General features: G+C 61.0%; 24 protein-coding genes. 13 read left to right on the top strand and 11 right to left on the bottom strand.

Annotated elements, in window-relative coordinates; genetic code table 11:
- Positions 1-94: 94 nt before the first annotated feature.
- From gmk to IP76_RS19165, 8 genes are all read right to left on the bottom strand, one after another.
- Complete coding sequence (gene gmk / locus IP76_RS19200) at positions 95-742, bottom strand: guanylate kinase (RefSeq protein WP_054159843.1); 648 nt, start codon at positions 740-742, stop codon at positions 95-97.
- Positions 743-745: 3 nt separating this feature from the next.
- Entirely contained in the window at positions 746-1,636 is an 891-nt protein-coding gene (locus IP76_RS19195) for a YicC/YloC family endoribonuclease (RefSeq protein WP_054159842.1), read from the bottom strand.
- Positions 1,637-1,659: 23 nt separating this feature from the next.
- Positions 1,660-2,859: an endolytic transglycosylase MltG gene (gene mltG / locus IP76_RS19190; RefSeq protein ID WP_082352628.1), complete on the bottom strand. Its 1,200-nt coding sequence runs from the start codon at positions 2,857-2,859 to the stop codon at positions 1,660-1,662.
- Between the two features lie 191 nt (positions 2,860-3,050).
- Positions 3,051-4,307 (bottom strand): beta-ketoacyl-ACP synthase II, encoded by a 1,257-nt coding sequence (gene fabF / locus IP76_RS19185; protein ID WP_054159841.1) that lies wholly within the window; start codon positions 4,305-4,307, stop codon positions 3,051-3,053.
- 132 nt (positions 4,308-4,439) lie between these two features.
- Positions 4,440-4,676: an acyl carrier protein gene (locus tag IP76_RS19180; protein ID WP_006727438.1), complete on the bottom strand. Its 237-nt coding sequence runs from the start codon at positions 4,674-4,676 to the stop codon at positions 4,440-4,442.
- A gap of 278 nt (positions 4,677-4,954) precedes the next feature.
- Positions 4,955-5,692, bottom strand: coding sequence for a 3-oxoacyl-[acyl-carrier-protein] reductase (fabG, locus tag IP76_RS19175; RefSeq protein ID WP_054159840.1), 738 nt, complete (start codon positions 5,690-5,692; stop codon positions 4,955-4,957).
- 31 nt (positions 5,693-5,723) lie between these two features.
- Positions 5,724-6,668, bottom strand: coding sequence for an ACP S-malonyltransferase (gene fabD / locus IP76_RS19170; RefSeq protein ID WP_054159839.1), 945 nt, complete (start codon positions 6,666-6,668; stop codon positions 5,724-5,726).
- A 123-nt stretch (positions 6,669-6,791) separates the two neighbouring features.
- Entirely contained in the window at positions 6,792-7,304 is a 513-nt protein-coding gene (locus IP76_RS19165; protein WP_197278385.1) for a DUF3592 domain-containing protein, read from the bottom strand.
- 212 nt (positions 7,305-7,516) lie between these two features.
- Here IP76_RS19165 and IP76_RS19160 point away from each other — a divergent pair, with 212 nt between their 5' ends.
- From IP76_RS19160 to rplI, 5 genes are all read left to right on the top strand, one after another.
- A complete protein-coding gene (locus IP76_RS19160; RefSeq protein ID WP_054159837.1) occupies positions 7,517-8,560 on the top strand; it encodes an aldo/keto reductase in 1,044 nt (347 codons plus the stop codon).
- A 317-nt stretch (positions 8,561-8,877) separates the two neighbouring features.
- Entirely contained in the window at positions 8,878-9,333 is a 456-nt protein-coding gene (gene rpsF, locus IP76_RS19155) for a 30S ribosomal protein S6 (protein WP_054159836.1), read from the top strand.
- 23 nt (positions 9,334-9,356) lie between these two features.
- A complete protein-coding gene (rpsR, locus tag IP76_RS19150; RefSeq protein WP_003502063.1) occupies positions 9,357-9,605 on the top strand; it encodes a 30S ribosomal protein S18 in 249 nt (82 codons plus the stop codon).
- Between the two features lie 179 nt (positions 9,606-9,784).
- Positions 9,785-10,762: a DUF2232 domain-containing protein gene (locus IP76_RS19145; RefSeq protein WP_054159835.1), complete on the top strand. Its 978-nt coding sequence runs from the start codon at positions 9,785-9,787 to the stop codon at positions 10,760-10,762.
- 20 nt (positions 10,763-10,782) lie between these two features.
- Positions 10,783-11,358, top strand: a complete 576-nt coding sequence (gene rplI, locus IP76_RS19140; RefSeq protein WP_054159834.1) for a 50S ribosomal protein L9 — start codon at positions 10,783-10,785, stop codon at positions 11,356-11,358.
- Positions 11,359-11,429: 71 nt separating this feature from the next.
- On the opposite strand, the gene IP76_RS19135 is transcribed toward rplI, so the two are convergent.
- The 3 genes from IP76_RS19135 to IP76_RS19125 all read right to left on the bottom strand — a co-directional run bounded on the left by IP76_RS19135 (position 11,430) and on the right by IP76_RS19125 (position 14,625).
- A complete protein-coding gene (locus IP76_RS19135) occupies positions 11,430-12,476 on the bottom strand; it encodes an HlyD family secretion protein (RefSeq protein ID WP_054159833.1) in 1,047 nt (348 codons plus the stop codon).
- Positions 12,477-12,496: 20 nt separating this feature from the next.
- Positions 12,497-14,107, bottom strand: a complete 1,611-nt coding sequence (locus tag IP76_RS19130; protein ID WP_082352627.1) for an MFS transporter — start codon at positions 14,105-14,107, stop codon at positions 12,497-12,499.
- Positions 14,108-14,169: 62 nt separating this feature from the next.
- Positions 14,170-14,625, bottom strand: coding sequence for a MarR family winged helix-turn-helix transcriptional regulator (locus IP76_RS19125; protein WP_054159831.1), 456 nt, complete (start codon positions 14,623-14,625; stop codon positions 14,170-14,172).
- Positions 14,626-14,900: 275 nt separating this feature from the next.
- On the opposite strand from IP76_RS19125, the gene IP76_RS19120 reads away from it, so the two are divergent.
- From IP76_RS19120 to IP76_RS19090, 8 genes are all read left to right on the top strand, one after another.
- On the top strand, positions 14,901-16,397 hold the full coding sequence (locus IP76_RS19120) for a replicative DNA helicase (RefSeq protein WP_054159830.1): 1,497 nt from the start codon (positions 14,901-14,903) through the stop codon (positions 16,395-16,397).
- A gap of 181 nt (positions 16,398-16,578) precedes the next feature.
- Complete coding sequence (gene alr, locus IP76_RS19115) at positions 16,579-17,745, top strand: alanine racemase (protein WP_054159903.1); 1,167 nt, start codon at positions 16,579-16,581, stop codon at positions 17,743-17,745.
- Positions 17,746-17,810: 65 nt separating this feature from the next.
- Positions 17,811-18,125, top strand: a complete 315-nt coding sequence (locus tag IP76_RS22920) for a type II toxin-antitoxin system ParD family antitoxin (RefSeq protein ID WP_082352620.1) — start codon at positions 17,811-17,813, stop codon at positions 18,123-18,125.
- Positions 18,064-18,372 (top strand): type II toxin-antitoxin system RelE/ParE family toxin, encoded by a 309-nt coding sequence (locus IP76_RS22915; RefSeq protein WP_245281511.1) that lies wholly within the window; start codon positions 18,064-18,066, stop codon positions 18,370-18,372. Before IP76_RS22920 ends, IP76_RS22915 begins: the two co-directional genes overlap by 62 nt.
- A gap of 3 nt (positions 18,373-18,375) precedes the next feature.
- Positions 18,376-19,779, top strand: a complete 1,404-nt coding sequence (radA, locus tag IP76_RS19105; protein WP_054159828.1) for a DNA repair protein RadA — start codon at positions 18,376-18,378, stop codon at positions 19,777-19,779.
- 89 nt (positions 19,780-19,868) lie between these two features.
- Complete coding sequence (locus IP76_RS19100; protein WP_054159827.1) at positions 19,869-20,447, top strand: CvpA family protein; 579 nt, start codon at positions 19,869-19,871, stop codon at positions 20,445-20,447.
- Positions 20,448-20,572: 125 nt separating this feature from the next.
- Positions 20,573-22,063: an amidophosphoribosyltransferase gene (gene purF / locus IP76_RS19095; RefSeq protein ID WP_054159826.1), complete on the top strand. Its 1,491-nt coding sequence runs from the start codon at positions 20,573-20,575 to the stop codon at positions 22,061-22,063.
- Positions 22,064-22,084: 21 nt separating this feature from the next.
- Positions 22,085-22,825: an SDR family NAD(P)-dependent oxidoreductase gene (locus IP76_RS19090; RefSeq protein WP_054159825.1), complete on the top strand. Its 741-nt coding sequence runs from the start codon at positions 22,085-22,087 to the stop codon at positions 22,823-22,825.
- Positions 22,826-22,828: the final 3 nt, after the last annotated feature.

Below are 22,828 nucleotides of genomic sequence, written 5' to 3'. Positions count from 1 at the left end.
CTTGAGTTACAAGAGAGCCAACGCTACAAGGAGGCGATTAATTTTAGCTAAAACTTAGTCATCTTATTGGTGCAGCGAAGCACGCTTCAACCATTCAGGCAATGAGCCCGTCGACGAAGTCGAACATGCCGTGGCGGCGGTCCCGCCTCAGGCGCTCGGCCTTCACAATCGACTGTACCGCATCGAAGGCAGAGTTCAGGTCGTCGTTGACGATGACGTAATCATATTCCCGCCAGTGCTGGATCTCAGAGCGCGAGTTATTGAGGCGGGTCTGGATGACCTCCTCGGTATCCTCGGCGCGCCGGTGCAGGCGCGACTGGAGTTCAGCCATGGTCGGCGGCAGGATGAAAATCGAAACGACGTCGGCCGACATCTTTTCCTGCAATTGCTGGGCACCCTGCCAATCAATGTCGAAAAGCATGTCGCGGCCCTCACCCATCGCGGTTTCAACCGCTTCCCGAGGTGTGCCATAGAAATTGCCGTGAACCTCAGCCCATTCCAGCAGCGAGTCGCTGTCCCGCAGGCGTTCGAACTCGCGCTGCGAAACGAAATGATAGTGCACACCCTCGATCTCGCTCTGGCGCCGCTGGCGCGTGGTAACGCTGACCGAAAGGCTGATCTCCGGATCTCTGTCCATCAGGGTCCTGGCAATCGTCGACTTGCCCGCACCGGAGGGCGAGGAGATGACCAGCATCAGGCCGCGTCTGGCGATGGTGACGCGCGAGGAAGTCGAAGGGGCCATGGACTACTCCAGATTCTGAACCTGTTCGCGGAACTGATCGATGACGACCTTCAACTCGATCCCGGCGGCCGTTACCGCAACCGAAGTCGATTTGGAACAGATAGTGTTTGCTTCGCGGTTAAATTCCTGCGCCAAGAAATCGAGTTTGCGCCCGATCGGCCCGCCTGCCGCGATCAAATCGCGAGCGGCCGTGACATGCGCCTTCAGCCGGTCGATTTCCTCGCGTAGATCGGCCTTGGTCGCCAGTAGAGCGATTTCCTGATGCAGGCGATCACGGTCAAGGCCGGTCGCGCCATCCATCAGGCTGGCGACCTGCGCTTCAAGCCGGCGTCCGATCTCTTCTGGCCGTCGAGCCGGATCGGCCTCGATCTGCGAGGCCAATTCCTCGATCCGGCTGATGTGATCTGACAGGATATGACCAAGGGCAACACCCTCGCTCTGGCGCATAGCCACCATGGCATCAGCAGCGGCCGAAAGTCCGCCCAGAATGTCTGCGTCACGGGCGGCAATTGCCTCGGCATCATCTGTTGCCTCTCGCAGATCCACCAGTCCACGAATGGAGAGGAGCGAGTCGAGGCGCATGGGCGCCGGATCGACAAGCTCGGGACCGAGCGTCTTGCGCAGGGCGAGGACGGCATCAAGCGCATCGCGGTTCAGAACCGCTTCCACGCGGTTCTCGCTGACAGTCACGGTCAGGCCGACCTGCAGATTGCCACGGCTCAACCCCGCGCCCAGAAGACGGCGAAGATCAGCCTCGAGATGCTCATGGCCCTGCGGCAGACGGGACCGGATATCAAGTCCCTTGCCGTTGACCGAACGCAGCTCCCAGGCCCAGCGGTAGCGACCCGACGAGCCTTCTACGCGGGCAAAGCCCGTCATGGATTGCAATGTCATGCCCCAGTCCCTTCCCCGGACTTTTAGTTGCTTGTGCCGGGATCGACCTCGGGTGCGACATCGAGCGTGGCTGGCGGCGTCTGCGCACGCTCGGCCTCCAGCTTGCGCCAGCGACGAACATTGGCATTGTGCTCTTCCAATGTCGACGCGAAAGCATGTCCACCGCTGCCATCGGCGACAAAATAGATGTCGTCGGTCTTCCACGGGTGAGCGACGGCTTCAAGGGCGGCGCGGCCGGGATTGGCGATCGGACCAGGCGGCAGGCCGCGGATCACATAGGTGTTGTACGGCGTTTCCTTCTTGATGTCGGACTGGTAGATCGGGCGATCTGCCGGTTTGCCTTCGCCGCCGAACAGCCCGTAGATGATCGTCGGATCGGATTGCAGGCGCATCTTCTTGTTCAGGCGATTAATGAAGACGGAAGCGACATGGGCACGTTCGTCATCCTTGCCGGTCTCCTTCTCGACGATGGAGGCGAGCGTAACAAACTCCTCCTTTGTCTTCACCGGCAGGTCCGGATCGCGCTTCTCCCAGATCTGATCAATCAGCTTCTGTTGCGCTGCCTGCATCTGGGCGACGATCTCGGCGCGCTTGGTGCCACGGCTGAACTTGTAGGTGTCGGGACGAAGGCTGCCTTCCGGCGGCATGGTCGCCGGCATTTCGCCCTCCAGAACAGGATCCTGGCTCAAGCGCTGGAACATCTGGTTGACGGTCAGGCCTTCCGGGAATGACACGGTGTAGAGGATGGACTTGCCGGATTCGAGCAGCTCGGTGATATCCTTCATCGAGGCCCCGGCTTTGATCTCATATTCACCGGCCTTCAGCGTCTGGCCTTCCTGAAGATAGGTTGCCGTGACGTATCGATAGACGCGGGCGTCGGAGACGATGCCGTTGCGCTCAAGATTGTTGGCAATCTCGGCGAGACCGGCACCGGTGCGCACGACAAAGCTGCTATTGGCCGTTGTCGGACCTGGGCGCTGATAGGCATCCATGGCGTAATAGAACACGGCCACGGCGACCACGAAGACGAAGACGACAATCGTCATCAGGAAGTTCAGGAAGATCACCAGCTGGCTCCGCGCCTTGCGGGAACGGCGCGGTGGCTGCGGCACCCGCTCCGGACGCAGAACGTCGGCCGGCGATTTCGGGATAAGAGGCCCTTTTGCGGCCTCGCCGTCTCGGCCGAAGGGGATACCTTGGTTCTGGCTGCTGCCATTCGGGATATTGTCGGTCACCGGCAATCCTACTTGATTTGGCTGTCGCGGCTGTTTCGGTCAGCAATGCGGCAAAAATCCGGGCCGGCACGTTCACACAAACGCCGGACGGAGACTGTTTTTCTAGCCGTAACAACGGGGGCCGGGCAAGTGCGCGGTGCCAAGCATCCAAAGCTCAGCACCCCGCCCCGGCCTATCCGTCAATCCTCGTAGCGCTTCAGGACCAGCGAGGCATTCGTGCCGCCAAATCCGAAGGAATTGGACAGGGCAACACGGATGTCACGCTTGCGCGCCGTATGCGGCACGAGGTCGATCTTGGTTTCGACATCCGGATTATCGAGGTTCAGCGTCGGCGGTGCAACGCCGTCGCGGATCGCGAGGGCGGAGAAGATCGCTTCCACGGCTCCGGCAGCCCCGAGAAGGTGGCCGATGGCCGACTTGGTGGACGACATCGAAATCTTCGACGCGTGCTCACCCACCAGCCGTTCGACCGCACCGAGTTCGATCGTGTCGGCCATGGTCGAGGTGCCATGCGCGTTGATGTAGTCGATATCGCCTGCCGTCAGACCTGCGCGCTTCAGCGCCATGGTCATGCAGCGGAACGCACCGTCGCCATCTTCCGAGGGGGCGGTGATGTGGAAGGCGTCGCCCGAGAGGCCGTAGCCGACGATTTCGGCATAGATCTTGGCGCCGCGCGCCTTGGCATGCTCGAGTTCTTCCAGAACGACAATACCGGCACCCTCGCCCATGACGAAGCCGTCGCGATCCTTGTCATAGGGGCGCGATGCAGCGGTCGGATCGTCGTTGCGGGCAGTCGACAGCGCGCGGCAAGCGGCAAAACCGGCAAGCGAGATGCGGCTGATCGGGGATTCCGTGCCGCCTGCGACCATGACATCGGCATCGCCGAGTCCGATCAGGCGGGCAGCGTCACCAATGGCATGCGCGCCGGTCGAGCAGGCGGTGACGACGGAATGGTTCGGACCGCGCAGCTTGTGGCGGATCGACACCTGGCCGGAGGCAAGATTGATCAGGCGGCCTGGAATGAAGAAGGGCGACAGGCGGCGCGGCCCCTTGTCGCGCAGGATATGGCCGGCTTCGACAATGCCTTCGAGGCCGCCGATGCCCGAGCCGATCAGAACGCCGGTGGCGCACTGGTCGTCATCGGTCTTCGGCTCCCAGCCAGCATCCTTGAGAGCCATGTCGGCAGCCGCGATCGCGTAGATGATGAAGGCATCGACCTTGCGCTGCTCCTTCAACTCCATCCAGTCGTCGGCGCTATAAGCGCCTTCGCCTTGGGTGGGGATGCGGCAGGCGATCTTTGCAGGCAGGTCGTCCACCTCGAACTCGGTGACGAGGCGGGCGCCGCTCTGACCAGCCAGCAAACGCTGCCAGGTCAGTTCCGTGCCACAGCCGAGAGGAGATACCATGCCGGTACCGGTGATAACGACACGTCTCATCGTTCGTGGCCCACCCTGCAGTTGTCGGCCTCGCTCGGCCGGTTCATATGGTCATTATACAAGAAGGCCCGCATGAAGCGGGCCCAAGCGGACAGGACGGGCAAAGCCCGCCTTCCGCAAACTCTCGATCGATCAGGCCTGAGCCTTCTCGATGAACTTTACAGCGTCGCCGACGGTCAGGATCGAGTCAGCAGCGTCGTCCGGGATTTCAACGCCGAACTCTTCTTCGAAGGCCATGACCAGTTCGACCGTGTCGAGCGAATCCGCGCCCAGATCGTCGATGAAGCTCGCGCCTTCGACAACCTTTTCAGCGTCAACGCCGAGATGATCAACTACAATTTTCTTCACGCGTTCTGCGATATCGCTCATGTCGGTAACCTCGACCTTCTTAATCTCAGAGGGAGCCATAATGGCTGCCCTACCCTGCATTCAACCGGCGAACGTCAAGCGTCCCCACCAGCAAACCCGTTCAGCTCAACCTCAGAGCGGTTTATGCAAACAAAAGCATAAACTTCGGCTCATGCGATGGAGCGACTGCTCACAGTCATGGCCCGCTTAACACGGTTTAAGCGCGCCGCAAAGCCAGAAATTCAACCTGTCCCATTGGTCAACATCCTTCTGTGACAGGCGTCTTTCCGGCCTTGTGATCAGATCATCGCCATGCCGCCATTCACATGCAGCGTCTGGCCAGTGACATAACCCGCTTCGTCGGAGGCGAGATAGAGGACGGCGGCCGCAATATCCGATCCCGCGCCCATGCGCTTCATCGGAATTGCACCCATGATTGCATCTTTCTGCTTGTCGTTCAGCTTGCCGGTCATGGCGCTTTCGATAAAGCCCGGCGCCACGCAGTTGACCGTCACGTTGCGGGTGGCGATTTCCTGGGCGAGCGACTTGGAAAGACCGATCATGCCGGCCTTGGAGGCGCAGTAATTGGTCTGACCCGGATTGCCGGTGACGCCGACGATCGAGGTGATGTTGATGATGCGGCCATGACGGCGACGCATCATCGGATGGGTCAGTTCACGCGTCAGGCGGAAAACCGACGTCAGGTTCACCTCGAGAACCGCATCCCAGTCCTCGTCCGACATACGGACGAACAGGCCGTCCTTGGTGATGCCGGCGTTGTTGACGAGAATATCGACGCCACCGAGTTCGGCTTCCGCCTTCTCGCCAAGCGCCTTGACTTCGGCGCGGTCAGAGAGGTTGGCCGGGAAGATGTGGACGCGGTCGCCAAGTTCGGCGGCCAGTGCTTCAAGTTTTTCGACGCGCGTGCCGTGCAGGCCGACGATGGCACCCTGCTTGTGCAGCAGGCGGGCGATCTCTTCACCGAGGCCGCCAGTGGCACCGGTCACGAGGGCCTTGCGGCCGGTCAGGTCAAACATGATGGTTTTCCTTGTTCAACGTTGGCGGCGTTCAGCCGTTCAGAGCGGCAATTGCCGCGTCGATATCGGCAGGGCCGTTGACGGCAATGCCGGAGATGTTCTTGTCGATGCGGCGGGCAAGCCCCGTCAGCACCTTGCCGGCGCCGATCTCGTAGAGGGTCGTGACACCATTGGCACCGAACCACTCGACCGTTTCGCGCCAGCGCACCTGGCCGGTCACCTGCTCGACGAGCAGATCGGCGATTTCGCTGGCGGAGGTTACGGGCTCGGCCCGCACATTGGCGATCAACGGCACGGTCGGATCGCGCTTCTCGACCGTGGAGAGAGCCTCGCGCATCGCGTCAGCGGCAGGGCCCATCAGCGCCGAATGGAACGGCGCAGAGACTGGCAGCATGATGGCGCGCTTGGCGCCCTTTTCGGTGGCGAGTGCCGCTGCCTTTTCGACGGCTGCCTTGCCGCCCGAAATCACCAGCTGGCCACCGCCATTGTCGTTGGCGATCTGGCAGGGACCGACGGCGGATGCTTTAAGGCAGATTGCCTGGACGTCGCCGTGCTCCAGACCGATGATCGCCGCCATCGCGCCTTCACCGACCGGAACGGCCGCCTGCATGGCATTGCCACGGATGCGCAGGAGACGTGCGGTGTCAGCAATCGAGAAAGTGCCGGCGGCGCAGAGTGCCGAGTATTCGCCGAGCGAATGTCCCGCAACGAAGGAAACCTTCGATTTGAGGTCGAGGCCCTTGGATTCGAGAACGCGGATCACGGCCATCGAGACAGCCATCAAGGCCGGCTGGGCGTTCGCGGTCAGTGTCAGCGTTTCCTCGGGGCCATTCCACATGATGTCGGAAAGCTTCTGGCCGAGGGCTGCGTCGACCTCTTCGAACACGGCGCGGGCCTCAGCGAAACTGTCGGCAAGATCCTTGCCCATGCCGACGGCCTGACTGCCCTGGCCGGGAAAAGTGAATGCAACTGTCATGGGATCATCGTCCTTCCCTAGCTTTTTCGTCTTCAAGTTCACGATCTGCCGCGGGAGTCAAGGGTTGCGAGCGATGAAGCGCCACCCCTTTCAACACCAAAATGAGCCGGGCCCTGTCGCGGATCAGGCCGCCAAACGGGAACGAGCAACGGCCAGGAAACCACTGAGGCGTGCAAGTATGCCGTAAGCAATCGCACCGCCAAAGACCGCGATCAGCGCGACCATCAGAAGGTCCGGCGCCTGATGCGAGACCAGTGCCGACTTTACTCCGTTGTCGCTAGGATCGCTCGGCATATAGAGGATCTCGACCGCCGCATCGTCGAGCAGCAGGGAGCTATCCTGAGGGTCCGTCATTGCCTCAAGCGCTGCGACCTCGATCGAGTCGTGACCATTCTGGATCTGGCCATCAGCCGTTTCGAAGCTGTAGTCGACTTCGGCCGACTTAGATGTGGTGAACCCATATTTCTTCCGCGACTCGGTGGTTGCCCCCGTCACTTCCGCAGTCACAGTCACCCCTTCGGCAACGAGCTTTCGCGCATGCCCTGCGGTCTTGAGTTCGCCTTGACACATGAACGCGGCCCCTGCCAGCGCCGCGACGGCAGAAATGCCAAGCTTTAACATGGTTGACGTCTTCATGAGGTCCTTACTCCTTCGGCAAGCGGATTTGCCCACAGCATCACGGAGGCGCTTTAGTCCATCGGCTTGGCAATTAAAGGACATCCGTCACAGTCGGTGACGGCTCCACCGTCGCCTTCGGGGCGGGCATCGCCAAAAATGTCTTCTTCGCGACTTGCGCCTCACCGAGACTTGCCTAAGTTTCCATCGCCTCCCCCACCAAGGACATTTTCATGAGACACACGAAACTCGGGCGCACGGATATTGCCGTGTCGCAGATCTGCCTCGGCACCATGACATGGGGCTCGCAGAACACGCAGGACGAAGCCTTCGCGCAGATGGACTATGCGCTGGACCATGGCGTGAACTTCTTCGACACGGCCGAGCTTTACCCCACCACCCCGCTTTCGGCCGAAACCTACACCCTGACGGAATCCATTATTGGCAACTGGATCGCGAAAAGCGGCAAGCGTGACAAGATTGTGCTTGCCACCAAGATCGCCGGTTCCGGGCGCCCCTATATCCGCGAGGGGCAGCCAATTACGGCCAAGGCCGTTCATCAGGCCGTTGACGCGAGCCTTGCCCGACTGAAGACCGATTACATCGACCTCTTCCAGATCCACTGGCCTAACCGGGGACACTATCACTTCCGCCAGGCCTGGAATTACGACCCATCCAGGCAGGATCGCAGCACAGCCGTCAGCGACATGGCGGAAAAGCTCGAAGCACTGGGCGAATGCGTGAAGGCCGGCAAGATCCGCGCCATCGGCCTGTCGAACGAGACGACCTGGGGCACCCAGAAGTTCCTCTCCCTCGCGGAGGAGCGCGGATTGCCGCGTGTTGCCACCGTCCAGAACGAATACAATCTGCTTTACCGCACGCACGACCTCGACATGGCAGAACTTTCATATCACGAAGATGTCGGCCTCCTCGCCTATTCACCACTCGCCGGCGGCATCCTGTCAGGTAAATATCTCGACGGCCTGAAGCCTGCCGGCTCGCGCGGCAGCATCAATGGCGATATCGGAGGACGGCTTGCGCCACAGCAGCAGGCGCCGACCCAGGCCTATGTCGATCTTGCCCATGCTCACGGCATCGATCCTTCCGCGCTCGCCATCGCATTTTGTCTGACCCGGCCGTTCATGGCAGCCGCCATCATCGGCGCCACGACAATGGAGCAGCTGAAGGTCAACATCGGCGCTGCCAACATCGTCCTGTCGGACGAGATCCTCAAGGAGATTGCGCGCATTCACCGCGACTATCCGATGCCGATCTGAACCAGCAGCGTCACCGATTTCAAAATCATAGCGGGGCCGCGGGGAGAATAATCCTTGCGGCCCTTGCTTAATCTGGGAATCCGCGTATAAGCGCGCCGTTCACAACACCCGGTCTTCCGGCTGGTGGCTGAACGGAGGGCTGGCAGGTCGCTTGGCTTGCAGCAGGAACTATTAAGGGTTTCCGGCCTCCCGTGTCTCCGCTCTCGACCGTCTCGAACACAAAACTTTTCTTGCCGCGGCTTTGCCGCACAGGAGCAGTCTGTGAGGCTTAGCGCCGGTTCCGGGTGACGACAACCGCAAGAAAAGGCAAAGCTTACATGGCTCTTTACGAACACGTATTCCTTGCCCGGCAGGATATGTCCGCTCAGCAGGTTGATGCCCTCGTCGAACAGTACAAGGGTGTCCTCGAAGCTAACGGCGGCAAGGTCGGGCGCGTAGAAAACTGGGGCCTCAAGTCCCTGACCTACCGCATCAAGAAGAACCGCAAGGCTCACTACGCCCTCATGGACATCGATGCTCCGGCAGCCGCCGTCCATGAAATGGAGCGCCAGATGCGCATCAACGAAGACATTCTTCGTTACATGACCATCGCTGTTGAAGCCCACGAAGAAGGCCCGTCTGCGATGATGCAGAAGCGCGACCGTGACGACCGTCCGCGTCGTGACGGCGACGACCGTGGCCCGCGCCGAGATTTCGGCGACCGTGGTCCGCGTCCGGACCGTGGCCCGCGTGAAGGCGGCTTCGAGCGCCGTCCCCGCGAAGACCGCGCGTAATCTGTAGAACAGGAGAAATTACAATGGCTGATGCATCCTCTTCTCAGGCACGTCGTCCCTTCCATCGTCGTCGCAAGACCTGCCCCTTCTCGGGCGCGAATGCACCGAAGATCGACTACAAGGACGTACGCCTCCTGCAGCGCTACATTTCCGAGCGCGGCAAGATCGTTCCTTCGCGTATCACCGCAGTTTCCCAGAAGAAGCAGCGCGAACTGGCCCAGGCCATCAAGCGCGCCCGCTTCCTCGGCCTGCTGCCTTACGTCGTAGCGTAAACTGATCCGAAGCCTGCCGACATCGTCGGCGGGCTTCATCCCTTCCGCGTTGGGCGCGGATCGGAACCGACTGCCAGATGGCGCTCAACGCGACGTCCGGCGAAATCCCATGTTGGGGATGCTGATGCGAGATCGCTTGAGCCCCTCCCCTAACTGCTAGAACCAGCAGGACAGCGACGTTGCAGAAACTGGATGTGAAATTGCTGACGACCGGCTTTCTGGCCGGTATTACCGCCGCCCTGCTCGTGCTGGGCGCTGCGGCGCAGCCAACGCTCGCCTCCATTCTCTATGCGGCTTCCGCCCTTCCCATTCTGATCGTCGGCCTCGGCTGGGGCAACACCGCCTCGGTCACCGCGATTGCCACGGCCGCCCTGCTCGGCACCATTGGTGTCTCGCCGATGTTCGCCTTCGGGATGGCCCTCTTCACGCTGGCACCGGCTGGCTGGATCGCGCATCTTGCAAGCCTTGCCCGCCCGGCCTCCGAAATCGGCGGTCCGGACAATCTGATCGCCTGGTACCCCCTGTCCGACATCCTGCTGCAGCTCTGCATTTTCGTTAGCGCAGCTGTTATCCTGCTCGGCTGGATCATCGGCTTCGGCCCCGAATTCACCAACCAGCTGATCGACGCCATGATGCAGGCGATGGTCAATCAGGACCCGACGATGGTGCCTGAGGCAACCGCCCTTGAGCAGTTGAAGCGGACCATGGTTCTGCTCCTGCCGATCATCCAGGGCGGAACCTGGGTCATGCTGCTTCTGGCCATGTTCTACATCGCCATGCGCGTCGTGACAGCGTCAGCGCGCGGCCGTCGTCCGCGTGACGATTTCCCCTCGACGCTGCGGATGAGCCGCAACGCGCCGTTCATCTTTCTGGCCGGCATCGTCGCCTGCTTCATCGGCGGTGTCCCGGCGATGATCGGGGCAACTGTCTGCGGAACCTTTGGCGCTGGCTTTCTCGTCTCGGGATTTGCAGCACTGCATTTTCGCACCCGTGGCAAGGACTGGCGCCTGCCGGCCCTGGTGCTCGCCTATCTCTCGACGATCATGCTCCTGCCGCTCGTCATACCCCTGATCATCGGTCTCGCCGACACACGGCGGACCGTTGCACTGACCCCGGCCCGCAAGGCCGAGACCGATCATACCGACAACACTGATTGAACAACGAAAGGAAGAGAATCATGCAAGTCATTCTCCTGGAACGCATCGCCAAGCTCGGCCAGATGGGCGAAACCGTAAAGGTTCGCGACGGCTTCGCTCGCAACTACCTGCTGCCGCTCGGCAAGGCGCTGCGCGCCAACGAAGCGAACAAGAAGCGCTTCGAAGCTGAGCGTGCAACGCTCGAAGCCCGTAACCTCGAGCGCAAGTCGGAAGCCCAGACGGTTGCTGACGCGCTTGCCGGCAAGAGCTTCATCGTCGTTCGTTCGGCTGGCGAAACCGGCCAGCTCTACGGTTCGGTTGCTGCTCGCGACGTCGTCGACATCCTGGCTGCCGAAGGCTTCAACATCGGCCGCAACCAGGTCGAACTGAACACCCCGATCAAGGCAATCGGCCTGCACGAAGTCACTCTGCACCTGCATGCAGAAGTCGAGCTGACCGTTGAGCTCAACGTTGCTCGTTCGGCTGAAGAAGCTGAGCGCCAGGCCAAGGGCGAAAGCCTGACCTCCGCCGACGCCATCTACGGCATCGACGAAGATGCGCTTCGTCCGGAAGACTTCTTCGATCCGGAAGCCGACATGGACGGCGACGACGACTAAGATTTGCCGCTTCGTGCAGCAACGAAACGCCCGGATTTTCTGGGCGTTTTTTTTGTTTTAGCCTGACACCATCAGGCCGGATCTGCACCCTTGTCGATCCGCACGACCACCGACATGCCGGGCGCCAGACGGGCGGCTGCTTCGTCGCTTCGGTCGACCGAAATACGCACGCCCACCCGTTGCGCGATCTTGACAAAGTTACCAGTGGCGTTGTCGGCCTTGATCACTGCGAACTCCGAGCCGGTGGCCGGCGAGAAGCGCTCCAGCTTACCCTTGAGGACGCGGCGATCCAGCGCATCGACGACGATGTCGACCGGCTGCCCCACGGCCATTCCGGAAAGCTGGGTTTCCTTGAAATTCGCGATGATCCAGACCTCCTGCGGCACCACCGCCATCATTTGGGTACCAGTCGCAACATACTGGCCGACGCGCACGCCCACCTCGCCGAGGGTGCCTTTGCGCGGCGCGCGGATCTCCGTGTTGGCAAGGTCGATCCTGGCCAGTTCCACAGCTGCTTCGGCGTTGGCGACGGCCGCTTCGAGGGAGCCGCGATTGACAATGATGGTCTGCAGATCCTGCCGGGATACTTCAACGGCCGCCTTTGCCTGGGCCATGGCGGCTCGGGCCCGGTCAAGGGTCGCATGGGCCTGTTCCTGCGCACTGGTCGTCGCCACGCCACTGCGGATCAGGCTGTCCTGGCGACTCGACTGGAGCACGGCCTGTTCCAGGTCCGCATCGGCGGCGTCGACTGCGGCTTCGCTGGATGCAATACGCGCCTTGGCCGCGGTCTCCTGTTGCCGCGAATTGTCGAGTGCTGCCTTTTGCGTTGCCAGTGCCGCCTCGGCCTGAGCCTGTTTCTGGCGGAAAATGCGGTCATCGATGCGGGCGAGAACCTGCCCTTCCTCCACGGCCTGATAGTCCTTGACCGGGACATCCACGACATAGCCACTGACCTGCGGGCTCATCATGGTGACCGCACCCCGCACATAGGCGTTGTCGGTCGTCTCGATGGAACTGGTGAAGGGCGGGAGCCGCCAGGCATACAGGACCAGCGAGATGCCGACGAGGCCGGCAAGTAGTGTCAGGATGGCGGCGGGCTTGATTGATGTGTTTGACATAGCGGTGGTCTCTGTTCGGCTCAAGATGGGTTAGATGTCTCGACGACGGCTGGCCGGCGGGTCTGCAGTCTCTGCCACGCGAGGTGGAAGAGCAGAGCGGCGAGCGCCATCGTCGTGACGATGGAAATCAGGAGGAAGGTGTCGTTGTAGGCCAGTACGTAGGCTTCACGGGTGACCTGCTGGGACAGCAACGCCAAACCTTCCGCGTTGAGGATGGACGGATCGGTGATGACTTTCCGGTAGGCAGCCGAAAGCTGGCTCACGCGTTGGGCGACATCGGGATCCGTCAGAAGGATGTTCTGCACGAGCGCATTCGAGTGGAATTTCTCCCGTAGCGTAACGAAGCTCCCGAGCAACCCGGTCATCAACATTGAGCCGGTGATCTGGGTGAACAGGAAAATCGCGATGAAGTTCACCAGGTAGGGAGGCCCCTTCTGGATCGCAGCCGTGAAGCCCTTTGCCATCACGGGCGGCAGGAACATGGCCGCGCCAAAGGCGATCATGCCCTGGCTCAGATACATTTGCTCCGGCCGTGTCAGATTGCTTGCCATGCTGTCGAGATAGGCGCCCGTGGCAATCAGCAGAAGCGAAATGACATGCGCAGTCTCAAGATAGCGCGAGCTCATCAGCAGCATGCAAAACAGTCCACCGGCAATCGACGCTGCAAGCACCACCCACCAGAGCACGAATTGCTGATCGTTGAGCAGCCCCATTTGCTGGAAGAAGCCGACAGCGGTCGAGGACTGTTCTGACGACACCGCGCGGAAGACCAGAAGGACGGCAGCCAGATGGAGATTGTCCCGCGAGAAGATCCAGGCAAAATCCAGCATGGGATTCTTCCGATGGATCTCGATCATGGCCGTCAACACGATGAAGACAATCGCGCCCGCCAGCAGAACACCGAGCCACCAGGTTTCGAACCACCAGTAGAAGCGTCCGAGCGTCAGGAAGACCGCGAGGCAACCGATGCCGACCGCCATCAGGAGATAGGACAGGATATCCAGCCTCTCGATGACGTTGGCACGCGGCGGCGGTGTCAGTGGCAGCGCATAGGTGATCGCCATGGCGACCAGGGACAGCCCAAGTTCGAGCGTGTAGAGCGCATGCCAGCCATCGATCTGCAGCAAAGTGGGCGAGATCAAGCGCGCCAGCGGGGCGGACAGCAATGTGCCCATCAGCGCCATGCTCAGACCCTGATTGAGTTTCCGGTGCAGCGGGAAGGCTTCCAGCACGTAGAGGAAACCGAGCGAGGAGATCGGGGCGGCAGCACAGCCGCTGATGAAGCGGACGACCAGCGCCGAATGCAGATCGCTGACAAAAAGATTGAGGATCGAGGCAGCGACGAAGGCCAGAATGCTCCACTCGGCAAAGGGGCGTAGACCGTACTGCGTGCGGATCTTGAAGAGCGCGATCGACAGCGTCGCATAGGGCGCCATGTAGGCGGCCGAAAGCCAGGCGGCTTCAACGACCGTCACCGAGAACTCGCCCTGCAACTGGTAGAGATTGGCATTGACGATATTCATGCCCAGCCCCTGGGTGATAAACATCAGAAGGCCGGCTGCCACATAGATGACACCGAGCCACAAGGGCTTTGCCGCCGGTGCCGGGGTGGGCGTTGCGGAGGGTGGCATCACCCGCGCTGGCTCTGGGGATGCATCCTGACCGGCTGCCGCTATCGTTGACACGTCACGGCTCATGACCGCACTTTCGACAGGTCGAGGCCCTGAAGATTGGCCGTCAGGCGGCGAACCACCGAAAGGGCAACAAGGATATCCTCTAACGGAATGTCGGCAGCGATCTGCGCTCGAAGACCGGTCGCCAGCGTGTGCACGGATTGGTACGCGACATGCCCGGCCGGCGTCATGTCGATCCGCTTGGCACGGCGGTCAGCAGCATCCTCACGACGCTGGATCAGGTCCTGTCGCTCCATACCGTCAAGCACACGCACCAAAGTCGGTGTTTCGATCTCCAATTCGTCCGCCAGTTCCTTCTGGGTGAGCGGTCCGCGACGAGACAGCGCGAAGAGCGCCCGCGCCCGCGCCAGCGTCAGCCCCTCCTCCCGCACTACCGCATCGAAAAAGGCCCGGAGCTTGCGGTTAAATCCAGACATCTCGTCGAACAGCTGTTCGTTTTCGGTCGCCCTGGTCATTCATTGCGCTCCACATAATTAGCAGCCTATTTGTATTCACACTAGTTATACCTCATATCGGTAATTTCAATGATCTTTGTCAGGATGGCTGCCATGCGCTAAATTGAGAGCTTGCACACGATTCGCCGGAAAAGACGTCAAGCGCAAATTTCCGCGCCTGTTGATTGCTGGGGACAAGACGAAAAAGTCCAGCGCATTCGAGACGCCGGTTGACTGTGCAGGCCTGGGTGGCCAAACCCAAGGCGAAGCCCCAACCGTGAAGAAGCTGTGACACCATGATCGAAGCCGTTCGTAACATCGCGCCGCAGCAAGCTGCCGAACCGCTGTATCGGGAAGCACCGAACAATATCGAGGCGGAACAGGCTCTGCTCGGCGCCATTCTCGTCAACAATGACGCCTATTACCGCGTTTCCGACTTCCTGAAGCCGGATCACCTCTATGAGCCGCTGCACCGGAAGATCTTCGAGGTTGCCTCCGAGATCATCCGCATGGGCAAGACGGCAAACCCGGTCACCATCAAGACCTTCCTGCCGGCAGACCAGCGGGTCGGCGATCTGACGGTCGCGCAATATCTCGCGCGTCTCGCGTCTGAAGCCGTCACCATCATCAATGCGGAAGACTATGGCCGCGCGATCTATGATCTGGCGCTGCGCCGCGCACTGATCCAGATCGGCGAAGATGTCGTCAACATCGCCTATGATGCGCCGCTCGACATGCCGCCGCAGACACAGATCGAGGATACCGAGCGCCGCCTGTTTGCGCTGGCCGAAAATGGCCGCAATGACGGTGGCTTCCAGTCCTTCTCTGACGCTGTAGCCCAGGCCGTTGACATGGCAGGCGCTGCCTTCGAGCGCGATGGCAACCTCTCGGGTATTTCCACCGGCATCAGCTCGCTCGATTCCAAGATGGGTGGCCTGCAGCGGTCTGACTTGATCGTTCTCGCCGGACGTCCGGGTATGGGTAAAACCTCGCTTGCGACCAACATCGCCTGGAACATCGCGGCGGCTTACGAGCCGGAAGTGATGCCGGACGGATCGTTGAAGGCGAAGAACGGCGGCGTCGTCGGCTTTTACTCGCTCGAAATGTCGGCCGAACAGCTCGCCACCCGTATCATGTCCGAGCAGACGGAAGTCTCCTCCTCCAAGATCCGTCGCGGCGACATTACCGAGCACGAGTTCGAAAAGCTCGTTGGTTTTTCCCAGACGATGCAGAAGGTGCCGCTCTTTATCGACCAGACCGGTGGTATCTCGATTGCCCAGCTCGCGGCCCGCGCCCGCCGCCTCAAGCGCCAGCGTGGCCTCGACTTCCTCGTGGTGGACTATATCCAGCTGATGACCGGCTCGGGCAAGTCGGGGGAAAACCGCGTTCAGGAAATCACCCAGATCACCACGGGCCTCAAATCGCTCGGCAAGGAACTGGCTGTGCCGATCGTCGCTCTTTCCCAGCTCTCGCGTCAGGTCGAAAGCCGCGAAGACAAGCGCCCGCAGCTCTCCGACCTTCGTGAATCAGGCTCGATCGAGCAGGACGCCGACGTGGTGCTCTTCGTGTTCCGTGAGGAATACTACGTGAAGAACCTCGAGCCGCGCGATCTTGCCGATCCGAAGTATCCGGAATGGGAAGCCCATATGGAAAAGGTCAAGGGCACGGCCGACGTGATCATCGCCAAGCAGCGTCACGGACCGACCGGTACCGTCAAGCTCGCCTTCCAGTCGGAGTTCACCCGCTTTGCGGATCTCGCCGACCCGACCTTCATCCAGTATGAAGAACCGTGAGACGCATCTGAAGCTTATCCCGATCATGGCCGGCCTTGTGCCGGCCATTTTCTTTTCCGATGGCGAAGTGAGCAGACCGCGAAACACTGTGCATAGCAGCATAAATTTTGCCGTGTCTCTTACCGGCATCTGCAAAGATGCTAGGGTTCCTCAACCCTCACAGTTCCAGCCAACGGCATCCATGACAGACAGATTCTCGATCACCGACGCACCGGCGGAATTTCTCTCCGCCCCGCTCCGCCTGACCATCGATCTCGGCGCTATCGCCGACAACTGGCGTGACATGGCACGACGGTCGGGCAAGGCCCGGGCTGCGGCGGTGGTGAAAGCCGATGCTTATGGGCTCGGCATCGAGGATGTGGGACAGACACTCTACCATGCCGGCGCCCGGGATTTCTTCGTGGCAGTGCCGGCCGAGGGGGCAACGCTTCGGCCCTATGCGCCGGAAGCGCGGATCTTCGTTCTCTCCGGCATCTGGCCGGGGCAGGAAGACACTTTCTTCGACAACGACCTGGTACCCGTCATCGCCTCGGAAGAGCAGCTTGCCTTCTGGATGGCTCTGCTTTCGGAACGCGGACCCTATCCGTGCGCGCTCCATGTCGACACGGGCTTCAATCGCCTTGGCCTGCCGCTTGCCGACGCGCTGGCTCTGGCGGACGACGTATCGCGGCCATCCAGCCTCGACCCGGTGCTGGTGATGAGCCACCTCGCCTGCGGCGATGATCCCACCTCGACGATGAACCGCCAGCAACTGGAGAAATTCCAACAGCTTAGCGCGGCTTTCGAAGGCATCGATTGCAGTCTTTCGGCGTCAGCCGGGATCCTTCTTGGCCCCGATTATCACTTCGATCTGACGCGGCCCGGCATCGCCCTATACGGCGGCGAAGCGCTTTCAGGTGTCGAAAACCCCATGCGTCCCGTGGTCAAGGCGGAAGCGCGTATCCTGCAGATCCGCGAGGCCAAGGCCGGCGAGACTGTGAGCTATGGCGCAAGCCATGTGCTGCAACGCGACAGCCGGTTGGCGGTCGCAAGTATCGGCTATGCGGACGGCTATCTGCGCAACCTCTCCGGATCCGGCATTGCCTTGCGTGGTCAGGGGCTTGCCGGTGCCGAAGGCGTAATATCAGGGCATCGCGTTCCCGTTATCGGTCGCGTGACCATGGACCTCACGGTGTTCGATGTGACCGATCTGCCGGAAAAGGCAGTCCGCAGCGGCGATTACATCGAGCTGTTTGGCGCGGCCATGCCCATCGACGACGTCGCGCGTGCTGCCGGCAGCATCGGTTACGAACTGCTGACGGGGCTTGGATTGCGTTATGAGCGGCTCTATCTCGAAGGTGAAATCTGACATCATCTAGCCGGGACTGGAATCAGATTTCAGTCCGTGCTATTTGAGAACAAAAGGAGATCGAAATGCCCGAGATCCAATTGGCTGCGGAAGATAGACGTTTCATCGAAGAGCAGGTTGAAGCCGGCATTTATCGGAATGCCGATGAAGCCGTTGCCGCTGGCCTGCGCCTGCTCGGCAGCAAAGAAGGCAAGCTCCAAGAGCTGCGGGCGTTCATTCAGGAAGGAATCGACGATGTCGAGGCAGGACGCGTGATGAGCTTCGAGAGTGAAGCCGAATTGACGGCATACATATTGAGGATGCCGGAGGACAGCGAGGATGCGACGACGCCAACTGGTGCTGACCAAAAGCGCCCTTCGAGATCTCCGCGCGCATTATGACTATGTCTGCGCATTCGACCCCGGCGCTGCAGAACGCCTTCTACACGAAATCAACAGGAAGATTAGGTCTATCGCGGAACTCGGCGTGAGCGGTGTACCGCGTACATTTAGCCCTGGATTAAGGGCATTTCCCTTTAGAAACAGATGCATCTATTTCACGATCACCGATGACACGGTCACCGTGCTGCGCGTGATGCACGGACGCCAGAACACAACACCCGACGACTTCCCCGAAAGCGAACCCTGACTTATGGCCAAAGCGAAGACCCAATTCATCTGCCAGAACTGCGGCACCGTACACACCCGCTGGGCCGGCAAATGCGAGGGATGCGGCGAGTGGAACACCATCGTCGAAGAAGATCCGATGGGTGGCATTGGCGGTGGTCCGGGCAAGACGCCGAAGAAGGGGCGTGCAGTCACGCTGACCTCGCTCTCCGGCGAAATCGAAGAAGCCCCCCGCATTCCGACCGGCATGGCGGAACTTGATCGCGCCACGGGCGGCGGTTTCGTGCGTGGCTCTGCCGTGTTGATCGGCGGCGATCCCGGCATCGGCAAATCAACACTCCTGATGCAGGCGGCAGCCGCCTTGTCCCGGCGCGGCCATCGGATCGTCTATGTCTCCGGCGAAGAGGCCGTGGCACAGGTCCGGCTTCGTGCCCAGAGACTGGGGGCCGCCGATACCGACGTGCTGCTCGCCGCCGAAACCAATGTCGAGGATATTCTGGCGACGATCTCGGAAGGAAAGCGGCCGGATCTTGTCATTATCGATTCGATCCAGACCTTGTGGAGCGATACGGCCGACAGCGCGCCCGGCACGGTGACCCAGGTCAGGACCGGTGTGCAGGCGATGATCCGCTTCGCCAAACAAACGGGCGCAACCATGGTGCTTGTCGGCCACGTCACCAAGGAAGGACAGATTGCCGGTCCTCGCGTGGTCGAGCACATGGTCGACGCCGTCCTCTATTTCGAGGGTGACCGCGGTCATCACTACCGGATCCTCAGAACCGTGAAGAACCGCTTCGGACCAACCGACGAGATCGGCGTGTTCGAAATGTCGGACCGTGGTCTGAGGGAAGTCTCCAATCCGTCGGAGCTCTTTCTTGGCGAGCGCAACGAGAAGGCACCGGGAGCCGCGGTCTTTGCCGGGATCGAAGGCACGCGGCCCGTGCTGGTCGAGGTGCAAGCGCTTGTGGCGGCAACATCACTGGGTACACCCCGTCGGGCGGTTGTCGGCTGGGATTCCTCACGGCTCGCCATGATTTTGGCGGTTTTGGAAGCGCATTGCGGTGTGCGGTTGGGGCAACATGACGTCTATCTGAATGTTGCCGGCGGTTACAGGATCCGGGAGCCGGCAGCGGACATGGCGATTGCCGCGGCTCTGGTTTCGTCACTTGCCGGTCTTGCCCTTCCGGCCGATTGCGTCTATTTCGGCGAGGTCAGCCTGTCGGGGGCTGTAAGGCCTGTGGCCTATACCGGCCAAAGGCTCAAAGAAGCGGAAAAACTCGGTTTTTCCGCTGCGGTTTTCCCGGCTGCCTCTTCGGACCTGCCCAAGGGTTCGGCGGGCAAATGGACGGAAGTCGACAGCCTGCCCGATCTGGTGGCGCGCATCGCCGGTTCCCGGCTGAAGGCCCCAGCGGATCAGGAGGATGCTTGATCCGTTGCAGCGCATCATCCGATGCGTTTCAACGGTGTACGGTGACAATCATGTCGGCTTATGCCGGCGACGCTTGGAGTTGGTATTAAATGCCCATCACTATTTTCGACGGTATTGTCATCGGCGTCGTTCTCTTTTCGGCCGTACTCGCCATGGTGCGCGGCTTTTCTCGCGAAGTGCTGTCGATCGCCAGCTGGGCCGGTTCGGTCGCTGCAGCCTATTATCTCTATCCGCTGCTGCTGCCGCTGGCGAAAAACTACACGGCAGATGACCGCATTGCGCTGGCTGGTTCGGCCGGCATCATCTTCTTCGTGTCCTTGATCGTGATCTCCTTCATCACGTCACGGATCGCGGATTTCATCATCGACAGCCGCATTGGTGCCCTCGACCGGACGCTCGGTTTCCTGTTTGGTGCAGCACGCGGCCTCCTTCTGCTGGTCGTCGCCGTTGCCTTCTGGAACTGGCTGATCGATGTGCGCCAGCGCCCAGACTGGGTCAATGAAGCCAAGACCAAGCCCTTCCTGGACGGTCTTGTGCTGAAGCTTGAAGCCGTCCTGCCGCAGGACATCGAGCCGCAGATCCGCGAACGCATCCTCGGACGCGAGGAAGAAGGTGCGGCCCCCGCCGAGCAAGCCCCGGCGGAACAGGCACCGGCGGAGAACAACTGATAGCGACGCGGACACTTCGCGACGCAACGAACGAGCCAAGACGCCGCCGGATCAGGACAGACCGGCGGCTTCCGTGTTAAAAGCCTACACCCCCGCATCTGTCCCCGGAGCAAAGGCAAATCGCCATGAAGCAGTTCAGCCATCCCCATGTCGTCTACGGTGGTCATGACGACAAGTTCCACGAGGAATGCGGGGTCTTCGGGATCCTCGGCCATCCGGACGCCTCGACGCTGACGGCGCTCGGCCTGCATGCGCTCCAACATCGCGGCCAGGAAGCGGCCGGTATCGTCTCGTTCGACGGACGCCAGTTCTACACTGAAAAGCACATGGGCCTGGTCGGGGACCACTATACCAACCCTGTGACGCTGGCGAAGCTTCCGGGTCCGCAGGCCATCGGCCACACGCGCTATTCGACAACGGGAGAAGTGGCGCTTCGCAACGTGCAGCCGCTGTTTGCCGAACTCGAAGAAGGCGGTATTGCGATTGCCCATAACGGCAACTTCACCAATGGCTTGACACTGCGTCGGCAGATCATTGCCACCGGCGCCATCTGCCAGTCGACATCGGACACCGAGGTGGTTCTCCATCTCATCGCCCGCTCGCGCCACGCCTCGACCACGGACCGCTTCATCGACGCCATTCGCCAGATGGAGGGCGGCTATGCGATGATCGCGCTGACCCGCACCAAGCTGATCGCTGCCCGCGATCCGATCGGCATTCGGCCGCTCGTCATGGGCGATCTCGACGGCAAGCCGATCTTCTGTTCGGAAACCTGTGCGCTTGACATCATCGGTGCGAAGTTCGTGCGCGACGTGAAGAACGGCGAAGTGATCATCTGTGAAACCCAGGCCGATGGCTCCGTGACGATCGAATCCCGCATGCCGGCGCGTCCGCAGCCAGAACGCGTCTGCCTGTTCGAATATGTATACTTCGCCCGCCCCGATTCCGTCGTCGCCGGCCGCAACGTCTACACCACCCGCAAGAATGCCGGCATGAACCTGGCGCTCGAAGCACCGCTTGAAGCCGACGTAGTCGTGCCGGTTCCCGATGGCGGTACGCCGGCAGCCCTTGGCTATGCCCAGCAGAGCGGAATTCCGTTCGAATACGGCATCATCCGCAACCATTACGTTGGCCGCACCTTCATTGAGCCGACCCAGCAGATCCGTGCCTTCGGCGTGAAGCTCAAGCATTCGGCCAACCGGGCGATGATCGAGGGCAAGCGCGTCGTGCTGGTCGACGATTCGATCGTGCGTGGCACGACCTCGCTGAAGATCGTCCAGATGATCCGCGATGCCGGCGCCAAGGAAGTCCATATCCGCGTGGCGAGCCCGATGATCTTCCATCCCGACTTCTATGGCATTGACACGCCGGATGCCGAAAAGCTGCTCGCCAACCAGTATCTCGGCATCGAGGCGATGGCGAAGTATATCGGCGCAGACTCGCTGGCCTTTCTGTCGATCGACGGCCTCTACAAGGCAGTCGGCGGCAAACCGCGTGATCCGGCCAATCCGCAGTTCACCGATCACTATTTTACCGGTGACTATCCGACCCGCCTTCTCGACAAGGAAAGCGAAAAGCCGGGCCGTAAGGAATCGATGCTCGCTGCCAACGGCTGAGCGCAAGAGACAGGACTGACCATGACCACCGATCTCAAGGGCCGGCTCGCGCTGGTCACCGGCGCCTCTCGCGGCATCGGCTACTTCACCGCGCTTGAACTGGCCAAGGCCGGTGCGCACGTCATTGCCTGTGCGCGCACTGTGGGCGGCCTCGAAGAGCTTGATGACGCGATCAAGGCCGTCGGCGGCACGGCAACGCTCGTTCCTTTCGATCTCAACGACATGGCGATGATCGACCAGCTCGGTGGCCATATCTTCGACCGTTGGGGCAAGCTCGACATCGCCGTGTTCAATGCCGGCATTCTCGGTGTCATCGCGCCGATTGGCCATGTCGAGGCCAAGGTCTTCGACAAGGTGATGACAATCAACGTCACCGCCACCTGGCGCCTGATCCGCTCTCTGGAACCGTTGCTGGTCAAGTCCGACCAGGGCCGCGCGCTGATCCTGTCTTCAGGTGCCGCCCACAAGTGCCGGCCATTCTGGGGCCCCTACTCCGCCTCCAAGGCCGCGGTCGAAGCGCTTGCCCGCACATGGGCCGGAGAAACGCAACGTCTGCCGCTGCGGATCCTCTCGGTCGATCCGGGTGCGACGCGTACGGCCATGCGCGCCCAGGCCATGCCAGGTGAAGATCCGGAAACCCTGCCGCATCCGTCAGAAATCGCCGCCAAGCTGCTGCCGCTTCTTGGCCCGGATCAGACGGAAACCGGCAAGCTGTATGTCCTGAGGGACGACAAGATCGTCGACTATCACATGCCGGAGTAATCG

Origin of the sequence: Rhizobium sp. AAP43, assembly GCF_001296045.1 — a bacterium.
Lineage (GTDB): Bacteria > Pseudomonadota > Alphaproteobacteria > Rhizobiales > Rhizobiaceae > Allorhizobium.
This window is presented reverse-complemented; position numbering and strand designations above follow the sequence as displayed.